This window comes from Bacillus sp. FSL K6-2841, from assembly GCF_037976435.1.
Taxonomy (GTDB): domain Bacteria; phylum Bacillota; class Bacilli; order Bacillales; family Bacillaceae; genus Bacillus; species Bacillus pumilus.
This window is the reverse complement of the sequence record NZ_CP150266.1, coordinates 2,063,839-2,080,262: the sequence shown is the minus strand read 5'-3', so window position 1 is coordinate 2,080,262 and position 16,424 is coordinate 2,063,839. Positions and strand designations below refer to the sequence as shown.

Below are 16,424 nucleotides of genomic sequence, written 5' to 3'. Positions count from 1 at the left end.
ATTTTTATCTGTACAAATGCTCATATATCATATATAATGATGTCGAATTGAATAATGATCAATCTTCGGGGCAGGGTGCAATTCCCTACCGGCGGTGATGAGCATAGTCTCTAAGCCCGCGAGCCTTTTTTGGCAGGATTCGGTGTGATTCCGAAGCCGACAGTATAGTCTGGATGGGAGAAGATGGAGGTTCGTAAACGTTGAAAACTTGGTTTTTCACACGTTTATTTGTCTAGCCTAAATTCCCCGCTCCTGTTTTCATGAGCGGTTTTTTTGTGGCTGAAATTGAACAATCCTCTTTTCGAAAGATTTGATCGAAAAGGAGAGAGAATATTGAATCAAAGTAAAGTAAAACGTTTAGTCGTCACCAGTATGCTTAGCAGTATTTCGTTCGTGTTAATTTTATTGGATTTCCCTTTCCCAGGGCTTCCAGCGTATTTGAAAATTGATTTCAGCGATATCCCAGCGATTATTGCGATTTTAATTTATGGGCCAGGTGCAGGAATTGCCGTTGAGGCTTTAAAAAATGTTCTGCATTATCTCATTCAAGGCAGTATGTCCGGCGTTCCAGTTGGGCAAGTCGCGAACTTCATTGCAGGCACACTATTCATCTTACCAGTCGCCTTTATGTTCAAAAAAATTAAATCAGCAAAAGGAATGGCTTGGTCAATGATCATGGGTACATTACTTATGACTGTGATGATGAGCATTTTAAATTACTTCTTATTCCTGCCAGCTTACACATGGTTTTTAAACGCACCAGAACTATCAGATCATGCGCTCAAGACGACCATTACAGCAGGGATTTTACCTTTTAACTTTATTAAAGGAATCATCATTACCATCGTATTTAGCTTCATTTTTGTGAAAATGCGTCCATGGTTTGAAAATAAACGCAGACTTCAAAATAGTTAATATAAAAAAAGCCCCTGCATAAGGGGCTTTTATACTATTCATGCTTAAGTGGGTCACCCTCGAAAGATTCGTCCGCAACTTTGATTGAGTCAGTTGGACATCCTTCAAATGCATCAAGCATATCTTCTTCAAGTACTTCTGGAACTTCTACAGTCCCTTGGTTGTCGTCAAGCGTAACAAATGCAATGCCTTCATCATCATAATCATAAATGTCTGGAGCAGCTGCACCGCATGCGCCGCAAGCAATACATGTGTCTTTGTCTACAATTGTATATTTTGCCATGTTAAAAAAATACCTCCCAAATAGTTCGATGGAACACATGGTTTAACCTTTTTAGTTTCATCGATAAAAAACGATTTCCTCAAACCTTATTGTAATGATTTTAAATTCACATTTCAACTGTAAAGTGATTGAGAATGCTTATCACATAAGGGTTTGTTCATAACTTTCCCCCATAAATTGAGTTTAAACATTTCTTCTTGTATGAAATCTGTTAAAATAAAGGGAGAAAATATTCGAATTTTGTCAGGAAGACAGGTGCTTTGATGAATGACTCTTCATTATTTGGATGTCATGTTAATGGACAGCGTATATAAATTGAACGGCGAACGCTCCATTAGTGCTGTCTACCATCTTTTTAAAGGAAAAAAATCATCACAAACCATACAGGACGCCAGCTTGTTTGAGCTTTCCAGGTACTTCGGCTGTTACCCGGGGTTTACGAGGGATCAGCTGAATCGTTCTGCTTTAAAGCTTGAAGAGAAGCACTACATTAGAAAAACCGATGAGACACTCAGCATCACTGAAGCAGGGAAGCAAATGCTGCACCAGCATTTTTCTGAAAAACCGATGCCTGCTTATTTTCATGGTGCCAAATACCATGATAAAGCAAAGATGCTATGGATGAGGCTCTCTTTACTTGTACAAGTGCTTTCTCACCATATGGCTGGATCGCATCAATATGTTCCAATACAAAGAGATGTCTCGGTTCAAAGCTGGACGAAGTCTTTTTTGAAGCAGCATCAGCAGAAAAGCAAGCTTTCAGAAGATCTGCATCATGAAATGGAACACCTCCTAATCAACCTAAGTGATCAAGAGGCACTGATTTTTGTTTACTCATTGACCTCAAATGAACGAATCGGGCGTACGTATCAGCAAATGGCGGAGTGGATGAAAGAAGATGTGTGGTATGTGTACATGCTTTTTTGGAATGTACTCCATTATTTTATTCAATCTGCCCAAAAAGGTGAGGCGCCGATTTTGCAGCAGCTCGTAGGTGACCTTGAATTCAAACGCGTGTTAACAACTTCTACTCACAAAACACTTGAGCTTGTCCAAAAAGGATTTGATATTGAACAAATTGCTCACATTCGTTCATTAAAAAAGGCAACGATTGAAGATCATATCGTGGAGCTGTCGATACATGAGCCAAGCTTTTCAATAGATCCCTATGTGAGTATAAAAGAGCAGCGGGAGATCCTTGCTGTAGCCAGAGAGCTGCAAACAAATAAAATGAAGCTGATTAAAGAAAAACTCGAGCATCCATTTACTTATTTTCAAATACGATTGGCACTGACAAGGATGGTGAAAGCAAATGGATAAGCTTCATCAGACGCTCATGCGATACTTTGGCCATGACACATTTAAAGCAGGTCAAGAGGACATTATTCGAAGTGTACTGCAACAAAAAGATACGGTTGCCATGCTGCCTACTGGTGGAGGGAAGTCACTTTGCTATCAAATTCCCGGTTATATGACAGACGGGTTGGTTCTGATTATTTCGCCGCTTTTATCGCTTATGGAGGACCAAGTCGAACGAATGAAAATGCGCGGAGAAAAACGAGTGGCGGCGCTTAATAGCACATTGTCTTTTCAGGAGAAGCGACATATCATTCGGCATTTGCCATCATATAAATTTTTATTTGTCGCACCTGAGGCATTAATGTCAGAAGTGCTGCTTGAACAGCTCAAATCGATGCGTATTGGTCTGTTTGTCGTCGATGAAGCGCATTGTATATCAGAATGGGGGCATGATTTCCGTCCTGAATATTCGAAGCTCGGAGAATGGAGAGAAGCGTTAGGTCATCCTGTGGCTTTAGCTCTTACAGCTACAGCAACGAAACAAACACTAAAAGATACTGTACAAACGCTAAGATTACAGCATCCAGACTTTCATATTCATTCTGTCAACCGTCCGAACATTGCCTTAGTCAAAGAAGTGCACGAATCGAAAGAAGCAAAAGAGAAACGGGCCATTGAGCTTGCGGATTTTCTGCAAGGACCAGGCATTATTTATTGCCCAACCCGGCAAATGACAGAAGAGCTTGCTCTCTGTATGAAACAAAAAACCAATCAGCGTGTTGAGTTTTATCATGGCGGAATGGATGCAGGAGACCGTATGCTCATTCAGCAGCAATTTATCAGCGGTCAGCTTGATCTCATTTGCTGTACGAGTGCTTTTGGCATGGGAATTGATAAAGCGAATATCCGATTTGTCATTCATATGAGCCCTCCGCAATCGATTGAAGCATTTATGCAAGAGATTGGAAGAGCGGGAAGGGACGGGAAAAACAGTGTGAGCATTCTTTTATATACAGAAGAGGATGCAGATATTCAGCAACACTTGATCCAAGCAGAAGGATTTGACGAGCCAGAAATTGATTTCTATTTAGCCCAACTGACACAAATGCAGACAAATGATGAAAAAAAATTACGTGAACGATTGATGGAAACAGGGCTTCAGGAGACGCGTGCAAGAATGCTGACGCATTATTACATGATGCATGAGTCCGAACAGCGCCTGGCAATCCTTATGAATCTAAAAGAAAAATTACAGGACAGACAAACAGAAAAGCTGAGAAAAGTGTGGCAATTTAAAGAGCTGATCATGGATCATGACTGCTTTAGACAATCTCTGTTATCATATTTTCACGAACAGCTTGATCAAACAGAGCGCGAATCCTCTGATTATTGCTGCTCTTCTTGCGGGCTGAACCTGTCTGATTATGAAAAAAAAGAACAATCATTGGAGCTGAATGAAATGAAACACTGGAAGACTGTGCTGGATCGTATGTTTCATCTGACAAAAGAGGCGCAGCATTGATTGAACAACATCGCCGAATCATTGAAAAATTAACCGATCGACAAGTCGTAGAACAGCTGTATTTCACTCAGTTGCTCATGCTTATCGTTTCTTTTTTACTAGGCATATTTATGTTCGATCAATGGACGGAATTTACAGCCCTTTGGCAGATTCGTGATATGCGCATTCTGACATATGGAATTGGCGGTGCTTTGCTCGTCATTATTGTGGATGCAATTGTCATGAAGGTGTTTCCTGCTCATATGTATGATGATGGCGGTTTAAATGAAAAGATGTTCAAAAACCGAAGCATCCCGCATATTGTTTGGTTAGCACTTCTCATTGCCTTTTCAGAGGAAATACTATTTCGCGGAATTGTTCAACAGCAATTTGGACTTGAGATTGCCAGCATCGTGTTTGCGCTTCTTCACTTTCGCTATTTATCAAAAATACTCTTGTTTATCCTCGTGGTTTCCATTAGTATTTTTTTAGGACTTTTATACGAGTGGACGGGGAATTTATTTGTTCCTGTCATGACACATTTTGTCATTGACTTAGTCTTTGCTTGTCAAATTCGTTTGAAATATAAGGGGAGGGATGAACATGGAAGAAATGTCGAGAATGCAGAGAAAGAAGGCGCAGCTGACGAACAACCATGACGACAATGTAGAGGAAATTCTTGAAGAAAAAGTACATCCTTCTGATGACTCTCACTTTCCTACGCGAGAAGATTTTCATGAATATAAGAAGCAGCGTACGAAAAAAATGCGCAATCCTTTGTTTACGACATTGGCTATTATCTTTCCTATTATCGTCATCACTGTTTTCTTTCTATTGATCTACTACACATCAAAGGAAATTAACGATAATAACAATCAGGATGTATACATTGATAAAACCTCAAGTGCTGACACAGACCCAGTTCCGTCAGCACTAGCCGAAACAAAAAATGACGCAAACGCTGATAAAGCGGATGCGTCTGATGAAGAGAAGAAAAAGAAAGATGAAGAAAAAGAAAAGAAGCGATCAAAAGAAAAAGCAGAGCAGAAGAAAAAAGAAAAAGCTGCTAAAGAGAGAAAAGAGCGTGAAAAAGCCGCAGCTGCGAAAAAGCGTGAACAGCAGCAGCTAGCTCTCCAAAAACAGCAAGAAGAGAAAAAACGAAAAGAAGCCGAAGAGAAAAAGAAGCAGGAAGAAAAGCCAGTCCGTGTCGTGCAGCACACTGTTGGACCAGAGGAAAACCTGTATCGAATCTCGATGAAATATTACAAAAGCCGATCAGGTGAAGAGAAAATAAAAGCCTACAATCATTTAAATGGGAACAGTGTATACAGTGGTCAAGTGCTCAACATTCCATTGGAAAACTAATTACCTGACATGAACGAATGAAAAAGCACATACATATGTAGAAAAAAGGGACAGGGTGTATGTGATGACGTTGCACGCAATCAGCCGCTATATGGATCAGCCGACACTGAAAATGATGGAAACATTGATCAAAAGAAAGCACAAATATGAGGGCTTTGCCAAGCAGTGCAAAAGGTGGCAATGGACAGCCCTTTTGTCACTGGCGATTCTTTTGTTTTATTTTGTGATAACGGCAAATAAGGGAGGCTCTCTTCAGCCAGAAGCGATGATTGCAACACTGCTCGGTCATGAGGTTTTTCTATTTTGGATAATGGCTGAGGTGTTTGCTTTTTATGCTTCTTATTATTATAAGAAAAAAGAAGAAAAGGCTGAGGATGAATATCATCGCCTCAGATGTGAGATTATACAAAAAAGCACAGACTTATGGCCGCAATCAGACCAGTGGAAAGAGCGTGAAGCGGTTTTTCACTATATGCAGCAGCAATATGACATTAATCTCTATTATGAAAGTAAATAAATGTGTAAAAAGACGTTTTAATAGTTGAAACGTCTTTTTTCATTCAAGCGTCTTATGAACGACACATATGCAAGGGAGCCATTTATGATGAAATATGCCATCGGATTTACTGCCGCCATTGCGGCTGTTACAACAGGTGTGTGTGTAACGGCAAAAATGGTGAAAACGGCAAAACAAAACAACATCAAAAAGCATTACTTTACAATAGAAGCACTTCAATCAGATCGACCAGCAGTGATTTTCTTTATTTCTGATACACACCGGCGGCTGATTAGTGACTCATTATTAGCGGAAGTCACACAAGAACAACCGGATGTCATTATGATAGGCGGGGACTTAGCAGAAAAAGGTGTACCCTACGCCAGAATTGAAGAAAATGTGAAACGTTTATCAAGAATTGCACCCGTTTATTTTGTTTGGGGAAATAATGATCACGAGCTGCACCAGCAAAAGCTTAAAGAGATTCTTCATGCTTGCGATGTGACGACTCTACAAAATGAAACAGCTGTGTGGGATTTCGAAGGCCAGCCAATCAAAATTGGAGGCATCGACGATATTCGGCTTGAAAAGGCGGATTATGAAGCGATACGACCTGAGTTTGTAAAAGATGACGTAAATATTCTCTTATCACACAACCCAGATATACATCATTTAATGAGTGAAGATGAGGGGATCGACCTTGTTCTGAGCGGTCATACGCATGGAGGTCAGATCAGAATTGGGAAATTTGGTCCGTATGAAAAAGGAAGAACAGGTCAGGTCAAAGGCGCATTTTTTCTCATTAGTAATGGCTATGGAACAACAAAGATTCCAATGCGTCTCGGGGCAGAACCAGAAACTCATCTGATCTATTTAATGCCTGTCAAAACGCGATGACTTGCTGCGCCCTCAGTATTTTCCATAAAAGTCACCGGAAGCATAGCTTCATGCTTGTCTTCCGTCTTGACACAGTGTAAACTGAATACAAAATTAAGAACCTATGACTCATCATCTCATATACTACAGTATGATGTGTGTTTAGAAGAGGCAGGAGGGAACGTTATGCGACTGGAGCGTCTGAATTATAATAAAATCAAAATTTTTCTCACACTAGATGACCTGACAGACCGGGGTCTTACGAAAGAAGACCTTTGGAAAGATTCGTTCAAAGTCCATCAACTGTTTAAAGACATGATGAACGAAGCGAATCAGGAGCTCGGTTTTGAAGCGAGTGGACCGATTGCTGTTGAAGTATTTTCACTTCAGGCGCAGGGGATGGTCGTCATTGTCACAAAGAGTCAGCAGGATGAGGATGATGATGAAGAGTTTGATGAAGATTACATTGAGATGCAAGTCAAGCTCGACGAGAGTCATCATGTGCTCTATCAATTTGCCTCGTTTGAAGATGTGATTCAACTGTCCCATAGTTTAAGTCGTATTGGACTTTTAGGGGGTACAGTTTACCATTATGAAGGTCAATATTTTCTCAGCCTAGATGATTTTGAAGAACTGTCTGCTGATACCGTCATTTCCATTTTAGCGGAGTTCGGTTCTCCTACGACATTAACGATCCATCGGCTAAAAGAATACGGAAAAGTGATCATGCAAGATGATGCAGTGAAAACGATTCAAATGTATTTTTAATCACTTTTTTCTATTATATTTAATACTGTTGTGATGAAACAACAGTATTTTTTTATATCCTTTTTATATTTATAAACGCTGATATTTTATTTTGATAAAAAACGTTTTTTACCTTTGCTTTACCAGTACGAAGGTGTATACTATTGCTTGAAAGGGAGCAGTAGATCATGAAAGATTTCTAGGGGGTTTATTTTAATGGCAGCCGATCAAAACGCCGCTCATAACGCAGAAGATAAGCTAGATGTTTTAAAGTCAACTCAAACCGTCATACATAAAGCGCTAGACAAATTAGGGTATCCGCAAGAAGTGTATGAATTGCTGAAGGAGCCAATTCGTCTATTAACTGTGAAAATTCCAGTACGAATGGATGATGGATCAGTGAAAATTTTCACTGGTTACCGTGCGCAGCACAATGATGCTGTCGGACCGACAAAAGGCGGTATTCGTTTCCACCCGAACGTTACTGAAAAAGAAGTAAAAGCGCTTTCAATTTGGATGAGTTTAAAATGTGGTATTGTGGATCTTCCTTATGGCGGAGGAAAAGGCGGTATTATCTGTGATCCAAGAGAAATGTCATTTAGGGAGCTTGAAAAACTAAGCCGCGGCTATGTTCGTGCAATCAGTCAAATCGTTGGTCCAACGAAAGATGTACCAGCACCAGATGTGTTTACAAACTCTCAAATTATGGCATGGATGATGGACGAATATTCTAGAATGGATGAATTTAACTCGCCAGGATTTATTACAGGAAAACCAATTGTGCTTGGAGGATCACACGGACGTGATACTGCAACAGCAAAAGGTGTGACGATCTGCATCAAAGAAGCGGCGAAGAAAAAAGGAATTGACATTAACGGAGCACGTGTTGTCGTACAGGGATTCGGAAATGCAGGAAGCTACTTGGCTAAATTCATGTATGATGCCGGAGCGAAAATCGTAGGGATTTCAGATGCTTACGGCGGGTTATACGATGAAGATGGTCTTGATATTGACTACTTGCTTGACCGACGTGACAGCTTTGGAACCGTTACTAAATTATTTAACGATACCATCACAAACAAAGAGCTGCTTGAGCTCGATTGTGATATCTTAGTACCTGCAGCCATTGAGAACCAGATCACTGAAGATAACGCGGCAAACATTAAAGCTAAAATTGTCGTAGAAGCAGCAAATGGTCCAACGACACTTGAAGGAACCAAAATTCTTTCAGATCGTGGAGTACTGCTTGTCCCAGACGTACTTGCGAGTGCGGGTGGTGTAACGGTTTCTTACTTTGAATGGGTGCAGAATAACCAAGGGTTCTACTGGACTGAAGAGGAAGTCGAAACTCGTTTAGAAGATATGATGGTGAAATCATTTAATAATATTTATGAAATGGCGCAAAATCGCCGCATCGATATGCGTCTTGCTGCATATATGGTCGGCGTACGTAAAATGGCTGAAGCTTCTCGATTCAGAGGCTGGATTTAAGCGGCTCATTTGCATCGTGCCTTAAAATCTCCTATCCTTAAATAGGAGATTTTTTTATGGAATGGAACAACTCATAAACAGCTAGCAATTGTTATTGCATTGAAACGACAGGAGTGGAACAAATGAAACAAGAAAAAGCGATCATAATAGGAGGCGGCCCATGCGGGCTATCAGCTGCCATCGCATTCAAGCAAATTGGAATTGATGCACTTGTCATTGAAAAGGGGAATGTCGTCAACAGTATTTATCATTACCCAACACATCAAACCTTTTTTAGTTCAAGTGAAAAGCTTGAGATTGGTGATGTCGCTTTTATTACTGAAAATCGCAAGCCCGTTCGTATCCAGGCACTTTCTTATTATCGAGAAGTAGTCAGACGAAAAAGCCTGCGTGTACATGCTTTTGAAAAAGTGAACGCTGTGACGAAAAAAGACGGTCATTTTACCGTGAGCACATCAAAAGACGACTATGTATGTGATTATGTCGTGATTGCTACTGGCTACTATGATCATCCAAACTATATGAACGTTAAAGGAGAAGACCTTCCACATGTGTATCATTATTTTAAAGAAGGACACCCATACTTTGATAAAGATGTAACGGTGATCGGCGGGAAAAACTCGAGTGTCGATGCTGCGCTAGAACTTGTGAAATGTGGAAGCAGAGTCACTGTACTTTATCGAGGCACTGAATATTCATCTAGCATCAAACCGTGGATTTTGCCAGAGTTTGAAGCGCTTGTGCGGAATGGAACGATTCGAATGGAGTTTGGAGCGCAGGTGAAGGAAATCACAGAAGAAGAAGTGATTTTTACTAACCAGCAAGAGCAAACAGAGCGAGTGAAAAGTGATTATGTTTTTGCCATGACAGGCTATCATCCAGATCATTCTTTCTTAGAAAAAATGGGTGTGACAATTGATCAAGAATCAGGTCGTCCAGCATTTGATGAAGAGACGATGGAGACAAATGTAGAAGGTATTTTCATCGCAGGAGTGATTGCAGCTGGAAACAATGCCAATGAAATTTTCATTGAAAATGGAAGATTTCATGGGGGGCTTATTGCAGAAGAAATCAACAAAAGAATGAACGGATAAATAAAGAACTGGATCCTTCTAAGGGATTCGGTTCTTTTTGATATAAAATGGGATTATATAGAAAGTAATTTTCATAAAAATGGGCTCGAGTCATATAAAAAAAGGGTAAATCATGGTACGATAATGAAGGATAATGTAGGGAAAGAGGTCTGGTTATGATCGCAATCATCTCAGCAGGATTAGCTCCCGGCATCGCACTTTTAAGTTATTTTTATTTGAAAGATCAATACGACAATGAGCCGGTTCACATGGTCATCAGATCTTTTATGCTAGGCGTTATTCTTGTGTTTCCAACCATGTTTATTCAATATGTCCTTCAAGAGGAGCATATCGCAACGAACCCTATCTTGATTTCATTTGTGACGTCGGGCTTCTTAGAGGAATCTTTAAAATGGTTTATTTTAATGGTCAGCGTCTATGCGCATGCCCAATTTGACGAACACTATGATGGGATTGTATATGGAACAAGTGTCTCACTTGGTTTCGCAACACTTGAAAATATTCTTTATTTAGTCGGTCACGGGGTTGAATATGCGTTTACCCGTGCTTTATTACCCGTCTCAAGTCATGCTTTATTCGGTGTTGTGATGGGGTTTTATATCGGCAAAGCCCGTTTCTCTGAAAAAAAGGAGCAGCGCAAATGGCTGATCCTTTCTTTAACGCTTCCTGTGCTTTTTCACGGCCTTTATGATTTCATATTGTTAGGAATGGAAAATTGGGGATATATCATGCTGCCCTTCATGATTTTTTTATGGTGGTTTGGCCTGCGAAAAGCAAAAAAGGCTCGTTCCGTGAAAATGGTGCAGATTTAATGTGGAAAAACGTCCTATCAGTTGATAGGGCGTTTTTTTTGTCTTTTCATCCAATTCTCTCCTGTGATGAATGTATAAAAATAGGGATCGGAAGAAATATATATTCAAACATCAAAAGTACAGGAGGATCAAATATGGACAAAGCTCGTTTCATGAAACAAATCGTCCTTATCTTCTCAATCGTTCTACTCGCAACCTCACTGATGACAGCTGAAAAAAGTGAAGCCTTCACCAGTCAAGTTATCCAGCGAGGTGCAACAGGAGAAGATGTCGTCGAGCTGCAAGCACGGCTCCAATACAATGGCTTTTATAATGGCAAAATTGATGGTGTATATGGCTGGGGGACGTACTGGGCCGTACGCAACTTTCAAAGTCAATATGGTGTAAAGAAAGTAGACGGACTTGTAGGTAAACAAACAAAAAGCCTATTAGTTCAAAAGACAAAATACTATAAAGACTTTGTTCAGCAGCAGCTGCAAAAGGGGAATGAGTTTACCCATTATGGCGGGAAGCCTCTTGATCAGCAAACAAAAGCTCCTGCGAAAAGAAGCTCACAAAAAAAGACAGCTCAAGGCGCAAAAGAGAATCAAAAAAGTCAAAGCGGAGCATCTGGAAAGCCTGCGAAACGGTCAGGCAATCAGCAAGCAACTCAAACACCGAAACAAACGGCAGCCAACATGCCAGGTGGTTTTTCTAGTAATGATATTCAGCTCTTATCACAAGCGGTTTATAGCGAAGCAAGGGGCGAGCCGTATGAAGGACAGGTGGCGATCGCTGCCGTTATCTTAAACCGATTGAACAACCCGACTTTTCCAAATACAATCGCAGGTGTTATTTTTGAACCGCTTGCGTTTACAGCTGTGGCGGATGGCCAATTTTATATGTCACCAAATGAAACTGCAAAAAAAGCTGTGTTTGATGCCATTAATGGCTGGGACCCTTCTGAGAGTGCCGTCTATTACTTTAATCCTGATACAGCAACAAGTCCATGGATTTGGGGAAGACCACAAATTAAACGCATCGGGAAACATATTTTCTGCGAATAAAAAGAGGTGTAAATAAATGATCAGAGGAATATTGATTGCCATTTTAGGAATTGCTGTCATCTCAACAGGTTATTGGGGCTATAAAGAGCATCAAGAAAAAGACGCAGTGTTGCTGCACGCAGAGAACAACTATCAGAGGGCTTTCCACGATTTAACGTACCAAGTGGATCAGCTGCACGACAAACTTGGAGCAACGCTTGCGATGAACAGCCAATCGTCGATTTCACCAGCACTTGCAGATGTATGGAGAATGTCATCAGAAGCACATAACAATGTGAGTCAGCTTCCGCTCACATTAATGCCATTTAACAAAACGGAAGAATTTTTGGCGAATGTCGGAGACTTTAGCTACAAATCATCAATCAAATCCTTATCAGATGAACCATTAAACAAAAATACGCACAAAACCATTACGTCTTTATATCAACAAGCATCTGATATTCAAAACGAACTGAGACAAGTGCAGCATCTCGTCCTCAACAAAAATTTAAAATGGATGGATGTTGAAATGGCACTTGCTGATGGTGACCGAAAGAATGATAACACCATCATTGACGGGTTGAAAACAGTCGAGAGAAATGCAGATGCATTTGCAGATGTCGATCTCGGACCGACAAATGTGTCGACAGAAGCAGAAACACGCGGCTACAATCATTTAAAGGGTAAAAAAATTTCAAAGAAAGAAGCGATACGCATTGCCCAGCAATTCACACCTGATCATAATCAACATTTTAAGGTGAGAAAAAGCGGAAGCAAAACCAATCGAGATGTGTACAGCTTATCGATGTCAGATCCTGATAATAAAGCGAATTTCTATTTAGACTTGACTGAAAAAGGAGGACACCCAGTTTACCTTCTTCAAAATCGTGACGTGAAAAAACAGAAAATCAGTTTAAATCAAGCATCAGAAAAAGCACTCAGCTTCTTAAAGAAGCAAGGATTTGATGCAGAGTCGTTCCATTTAGATGAAAGTGCGCAATTTGATAATATCGGTGTATTTACCTATGTTCCTCTTCAAAAAAATGTACTGCTTTATCCAGATAGTATACGCATGAAGGTCGCATTAGACGATGGTGAAGTGGTTGGATTTTCAGCGAAAGACTATTTAACGAATCATAAAACAAGAGACATCAAAGCACCTAAAATCTCACAAAAAGAAGCGAAGAAAACCCTCAATCAGCATGTGAAAATCGAAGATGCTCATATAGCGATTGTTCAAAACGATATGTCAGAGGAAGTTTTATGCTATGAGTTCCTTGGGACGATAAAAAATGATACGTATCGAATGTTCATTAATGCAGATACTGGAAAAGAAGAACGAGTAGATAAACTAAAAAATGCAGAACCTATATATAAAGACCTATAAAAAAGAGAGCGAGGAAAAGGCGAATAAGCCTTTTCCTTTTGTTTTATACATGGTTTAATATAGGAGAGGATATGATTTCACAGATGAAAAGAGTGATGAGGAATGTTACAAATAGGGGATGCAATCACAATTGAATATGTCAATGAGAACAAAGAAGTGAAAACTGCAAAATCGAAAGTTTTGGAAAATAATAACGATGATATTTGCATTAATTATCCAGCTGATAAAGAAACAGGACGCACAATCTATTTAAACCAGCAAACAGAAATCACCGTTTTCTTTTTCGATGAAAATCAAGTTCCATACAAATGCACAAGCGAAGTCATCGGCAAGAGGAAAGAAGATATTCCGATGATCGTCATTTCCATTCCGCCAAAAGAAGAAATGATTCGGCTTCAGCGTAGAGAATATCTGAGAGTCGATACAATGGTTAAAGCCTCGATTACGCAAATGGATGAAGAACCCTTTGACACGTTTATTGTCAATATGAGTGCTGGCGGCTTAGCCATTGCTGTTCCTGAAGGTGTCTCAATGAAAGAATACGGAGAAGTGATCACAGAGTTTGAACTTCCGCTGAAAGAGCCTGTCAAAATTAAAGCGGTTGCAGAAATGAGCCGAGTCTATCAAGATGAGCAGACTGGCAAAACAAGAGCGATCATGGAGTTTTCTGAGATCACAAATGATCAGCAGCAGCACATTATGAAGTACTGCTTCCAGCAGCAGCTTTTAACACGTGTGAAAAAAGCATAAGAATAAAGGATGTTAAAAGCTTCCATACTAGAGGTAATAGAATCTAGCGTGGAGGCTTTTTGTATGAAGACAATGGAAAGATGGTTATTGAAAGCGGTGCTCATTCAGCTTGTCTTATTATTAGCCGTTCAGATCACACTTCATTTGACAAAAGGAGAACTATTTTTGTCAAAAGTCGTGCAATACGAGGGTGTAAATAACATGAGCATTGAAGATTGGATCGAGACGTTTAAGCAGAAGGATTGATAGAAAATTCCCCCGTTTGACCGGTGATCGTGTTACAATTCATAAGGGAGATTCAATCAAGGAGAGGTATTATGAAAAAGAAATTATCTATCGCAATTGACGGTCCTGCAGCAGCAGGAAAAAGCACTGTGGCAAAAATTGTCGCAGCAAAAAAATCTTATATTTATATCGATACAGGTGCCATGTACCGCGCGATTACGCTTGCGGCACTTCACCATGGTGTAGATCTTGAAGACGAGCAGGCGCTTGATGCACTACTGAAGAAAACAGTGATTGAACTTGTCTCAACAGGCGAGGGTCAAAAAGTTCATCTGGACAATACCGATGTGACAGAGGAGATCCGCACAGACCGCGTGAGCAACCAAGTATCGGTTGTCGCAAAGCACAGAGCTGTTCGGGAAGAAATGGTCCGCAGGCAGCAAGAGCTTGGTAAAAAAGGCGGTGTCGTGATGGACGGAAGAGACATAGGTACGCACGTTCTTCCTGATGCCGAAGTGAAAATTTTCTTGCTTGCATCTGTAGAAGAAAGAGCAAAACGCCGCTTTGAAGAGAATCAGAAAAAAGGCTACGATGTCAATTACGATCAGCTGATCGAAGAGATTGCAAGACGTGACAAGCTTGACTCTGAGCGCGAAGTTTCACCGCTTAAGAAAGCGGATGACGCCATTGAAATTGACACCACTTCTCTTTCCATTCAAGAGGTAGCAGGTAAAATTTTAGATGCAGCAGACCGCGTGGAGAAACAGTAAGAAATTTTAGAAAACTTTTATAAGTTAGAGGTTTATCTCTTGACAAACAAGGTCTTTTATTAGAAGTTTATACTAATACTATTTTTATTGATCATTCAAGCAATTCTGTTGATTTGAATGTTTCTATAATACATACTCGGCTGGCAATCATCATGCTTAAGACACATATTCACCCAGTCGTTTTAACTAAGCTGTGTAGGTTTGGACCAAGGAGGTTATCGAAATGACAGAGGAAATGAATCAAATCGATGTTCAGGTACCAGAGGTTGGAGATGTAGTGAAAGGGATTGTTTCTAAAGTTGAGGACAAGCATGTCAATGTAGATATCGTCAATGTGAAACAGCCTGGGATCATCCCAATCAGTGAATTATCAAGTCTTCACGTTGAAAAAGCATCAGATGTCGTGAAAGATGGCGACGAATTAGAGCTTAAAGTAACAAAAGTCGAAGACGATGCTTTGATTTTATCGAAACGTGCTGTTGATGCAGACCGCGCTTGGGAAGACCTAGAGAAAAAGTTTGAAACAAAAGAAGTATTTGAAGCTGAAGTAAAAGACGTTGTAAAAGGTGGTCTTGTCGTAGATATTGGTGTGCGTGGATTTATTCCTGCATCTCTTGTAGAAGCGCACTATGTTGAGGACTTTTCAGACTACAAAGGTAAAACACTCTCACTTGTCGTGGTAGAACTTGACCGCGAAAAAAATCGTGTAATTCTCTCGCACCGTGCAGTAGTGGAGCAAGAGCAATTAGACAAAAAGCAAGACTTCTTGCAAAAACTTGAGGTAGGCAGTGTGATTGATGGTAAAGTGCAGCGCCTTACTGATTTTGGTGCATTTGTAGACATTGGCGGCATTGATGGATTGGTTCACATTTCTCAACTATCCCATTCGCATGTTGAAAAGCCATCTGACGTAGTGGAAGAAGGCCAGGAAGTCCAGGTCAAAGTACTTGCTGTTGATCGTGATAACGAGCGTATCTCACTATCTATTAAAGAAACATTACCAGGACCTTGGAGCCAGATTGGCGAAAAGGTAAAACAAGGTGATGTGCTTGAAGGAACTGTCCAACGTCTTGTGAGCTTTGGTGCATTTGTTGAAATTCTGCCAGGCGTCGAAGGACTTGTGCATATTTCCCAAATCTCTCATAAACATATCGGTACACCACATGAAGTCCTTGAAGAAGGGCAGACTGTGAAAGTAAAAGTGCTTGATGTGAATGAAGATGAAGAGCGCATTTCACTAAGCATCCGTGATTTAGAAGAAAATCCTGAAAAACAAATCGAAGAGAATTATCGTCAATATCAGGCGAAAGAAGAAAACACAAGCGGATTCCAGCTTGGTGACCTGATCGGCGATAAGCTCAATAAATTAAAATAATTTGGTGATCAAA

18 protein-coding genes and 1 riboswitch are annotated in these 16,424 nt (G+C 40.3%); of the genes, 17 read left to right on the top strand and 1 reads right to left on the bottom strand.

Going from position 1 to position 16,424, the window contains the following annotated elements; genetic code table 11:
• Positions 1–57 precede the first annotated feature (57 nt).
• Positions 58–189: riboswitch (FMN riboswitch) on the top strand.
• 144 nt (positions 190–333) lie between these two features.
• Positions 334–915, top strand: coding sequence for an ECF transporter S component (locus MHH68_RS10415; protein ID WP_012010414.1), 582 nt, complete (start codon positions 334–336; stop codon positions 913–915).
• Between the two features lie 34 nt (positions 916–949).
• On the opposite strand, the gene MHH68_RS10410 is transcribed toward MHH68_RS10415, so the two are convergent.
• A complete protein-coding gene (locus tag MHH68_RS10410; RefSeq protein WP_003215700.1) occupies positions 950–1,198 on the bottom strand; it encodes a ferredoxin in 249 nt (82 codons plus the stop codon).
• Between the two features lie 267 nt (positions 1,199–1,465).
• Between MHH68_RS10410 and MHH68_RS10405 the strand changes: the two genes are divergently transcribed.
• The 16 genes from MHH68_RS10405 to rpsA all read left to right on the top strand — a co-directional run bounded on the left by MHH68_RS10405 (position 1,466) and on the right by rpsA (position 16,411).
• On the top strand, positions 1,466–2,518 hold the full coding sequence (locus MHH68_RS10405; protein ID WP_169057073.1) for a helix-turn-helix domain-containing protein: 1,053 nt from the start codon (positions 1,466–1,468) through the stop codon (positions 2,516–2,518).
• Positions 2,511–4,019 carry an ATP-dependent DNA helicase RecQ gene (locus MHH68_RS10400; RefSeq protein WP_339162946.1) on the top strand — a complete coding sequence of 503 codons (1,509 nt, stop codon included), beginning with the start codon at positions 2,511–2,513 and terminating at the stop codon, positions 4,017–4,019. Before MHH68_RS10405 ends, MHH68_RS10400 begins: the two co-directional genes overlap by 8 nt.
• On the top strand, positions 4,016–4,657 hold the full coding sequence (locus tag MHH68_RS10395) for a CPBP family intramembrane glutamic endopeptidase (RefSeq protein ID WP_339162944.1): 642 nt from the start codon (positions 4,016–4,018) through the stop codon (positions 4,655–4,657). Before MHH68_RS10400 ends, MHH68_RS10395 begins: the two co-directional genes overlap by 4 nt.
• Entirely contained in the window at positions 4,602–5,363 is a 762-nt protein-coding gene (locus tag MHH68_RS10390; RefSeq protein ID WP_339162942.1) for a LysM peptidoglycan-binding domain-containing protein, read from the top strand. The genes MHH68_RS10395 and MHH68_RS10390 overlap by 56 nt, the downstream gene beginning before the upstream one ends.
• A 64-nt stretch (positions 5,364–5,427) precedes the next feature.
• Positions 5,428–5,880, top strand: coding sequence for a DUF2663 family protein (locus MHH68_RS10385; RefSeq protein ID WP_058014794.1), 453 nt, complete (start codon positions 5,428–5,430; stop codon positions 5,878–5,880).
• Positions 5,881–5,967: 87 nt separating this feature from the next.
• Complete coding sequence (locus tag MHH68_RS10380) at positions 5,968–6,756, top strand: metallophosphoesterase (protein ID WP_339162939.1); 789 nt, start codon at positions 5,968–5,970, stop codon at positions 6,754–6,756.
• A gap of 165 nt (positions 6,757–6,921) precedes the next feature.
• Positions 6,922–7,503 carry a genetic competence negative regulator gene (locus MHH68_RS10375; protein ID WP_058014795.1) on the top strand — a complete coding sequence of 194 codons (582 nt, stop codon included), beginning with the start codon at positions 6,922–6,924 and terminating at the stop codon, positions 7,501–7,503.
• Between the two features lie 195 nt (positions 7,504–7,698).
• Positions 7,699–8,973: a Glu/Leu/Phe/Val dehydrogenase gene (locus MHH68_RS10370; protein WP_058014796.1), complete on the top strand. Its 1,275-nt coding sequence runs from the start codon at positions 7,699–7,701 to the stop codon at positions 8,971–8,973.
• A gap of 122 nt (positions 8,974–9,095) precedes the next feature.
• Positions 9,096–10,067: a YpdA family putative bacillithiol disulfide reductase gene (locus MHH68_RS10365; protein ID WP_058014797.1), complete on the top strand. Its 972-nt coding sequence runs from the start codon at positions 9,096–9,098 to the stop codon at positions 10,065–10,067.
• A 155-nt stretch (positions 10,068–10,222) separates the two neighbouring features.
• A complete protein-coding gene (gene prsW / locus MHH68_RS10360) occupies positions 10,223–10,879 on the top strand; it encodes a glutamic-type intramembrane protease PrsW (RefSeq protein WP_058014798.1) in 657 nt (218 codons plus the stop codon).
• Between the two features lie 134 nt (positions 10,880–11,013).
• Positions 11,014–11,925 carry a spore cortex-lytic enzyme gene (gene sleB, locus MHH68_RS10355; protein ID WP_339162936.1) on the top strand — a complete coding sequence of 304 codons (912 nt, stop codon included), beginning with the start codon at positions 11,014–11,016 and terminating at the stop codon, positions 11,923–11,925.
• A 16-nt stretch (positions 11,926–11,941) separates the two neighbouring features.
• Positions 11,942–13,291, top strand: coding sequence for a germination protein YpeB (ypeB, locus tag MHH68_RS10350; protein ID WP_339162935.1), 1,350 nt, complete (start codon positions 11,942–11,944; stop codon positions 13,289–13,291).
• Between the two features lie 102 nt (positions 13,292–13,393).
• Entirely contained in the window at positions 13,394–14,041 is a 648-nt protein-coding gene (locus MHH68_RS10345) for a flagellar brake domain-containing protein (protein ID WP_339162933.1), read from the top strand.
• Positions 14,042–14,104: 63 nt separating this feature from the next.
• Complete coding sequence (locus MHH68_RS10340) at positions 14,105–14,287, top strand: YpfB family protein (RefSeq protein ID WP_034661090.1); 183 nt, start codon at positions 14,105–14,107, stop codon at positions 14,285–14,287.
• 71 nt (positions 14,288–14,358) lie between these two features.
• Positions 14,359–15,036 carry a (d)CMP kinase gene (cmk, locus tag MHH68_RS10335; RefSeq protein ID WP_058014802.1) on the top strand — a complete coding sequence of 226 codons (678 nt, stop codon included), beginning with the start codon at positions 14,359–14,361 and terminating at the stop codon, positions 15,034–15,036.
• 223 nt (positions 15,037–15,259) lie between these two features.
• Positions 15,260–16,411 carry a 30S ribosomal protein S1 gene (gene rpsA, locus MHH68_RS10330; RefSeq protein ID WP_058014803.1) on the top strand — a complete coding sequence of 384 codons (1,152 nt, stop codon included), beginning with the start codon at positions 15,260–15,262 and terminating at the stop codon, positions 16,409–16,411.
• Positions 16,412–16,424 lie beyond the last annotated feature (13 nt).

Bases quoted from the DNA above. Each gene is read 5' to 3' on its own strand.
- sleB (WP_339162936.1), top strand. From the start codon at position 11,014: ATGGACAAAGCTCGTTTCATGAAACAAATCGTCCTTATCTTCTCAATC.
- MHH68_RS10405 (WP_169057073.1), top strand. From the start codon at position 1,466: ATGACTCTTCATTATTTGGATGTCATGTTAATGGACAGCGTATATAAA.
- MHH68_RS10365 (WP_058014797.1), top strand. From the start codon at position 9,096: ATGAAACAAGAAAAAGCGATCATAATAGGAGGCGGCCCATGCGGGCTA.
- cmk (WP_058014802.1), top strand. From the start codon at position 14,359: ATGAAAAAGAAATTATCTATCGCAATTGACGGTCCTGCAGCAGCAGGA.
- MHH68_RS10385 (WP_058014794.1), top strand. From the start codon at position 5,428: ATGACGTTGCACGCAATCAGCCGCTATATGGATCAGCCGACACTGAAA.
- MHH68_RS10345 (WP_339162933.1), top strand. From the start codon at position 13,394: ATGTTACAAATAGGGGATGCAATCACAATTGAATATGTCAATGAGAAC.
- MHH68_RS10410 (WP_003215700.1), bottom strand. From the start codon at position 1,198: ATGGCAAAATATACAATTGTAGACAAAGACACATGTATTGCTTGCGGC.
- MHH68_RS10370 (WP_058014796.1), top strand. From the start codon at position 7,699: ATGGCAGCCGATCAAAACGCCGCTCATAACGCAGAAGATAAGCTAGAT.
- MHH68_RS10390 (WP_339162942.1), top strand. From the start codon at position 4,602: ATGGAAGAAATGTCGAGAATGCAGAGAAAGAAGGCGCAGCTGACGAAC.
- MHH68_RS10380 (WP_339162939.1), top strand. From the start codon at position 5,968: ATGAAATATGCCATCGGATTTACTGCCGCCATTGCGGCTGTTACAACA.
- ypeB (WP_339162935.1), top strand. From the start codon at position 11,942: ATGATCAGAGGAATATTGATTGCCATTTTAGGAATTGCTGTCATCTCA.
- MHH68_RS10340 (WP_034661090.1), top strand. From the start codon at position 14,105: ATGAAGACAATGGAAAGATGGTTATTGAAAGCGGTGCTCATTCAGCTT.
- rpsA (WP_058014803.1), top strand. From the start codon at position 15,260: ATGACAGAGGAAATGAATCAAATCGATGTTCAGGTACCAGAGGTTGGA.
- prsW (WP_058014798.1), top strand. From the start codon at position 10,223: ATGATCGCAATCATCTCAGCAGGATTAGCTCCCGGCATCGCACTTTTA.
- MHH68_RS10400 (WP_339162946.1), top strand. From the start codon at position 2,511: ATGGATAAGCTTCATCAGACGCTCATGCGATACTTTGGCCATGACACA.
- MHH68_RS10375 (WP_058014795.1), top strand. From the start codon at position 6,922: ATGCGACTGGAGCGTCTGAATTATAATAAAATCAAAATTTTTCTCACA.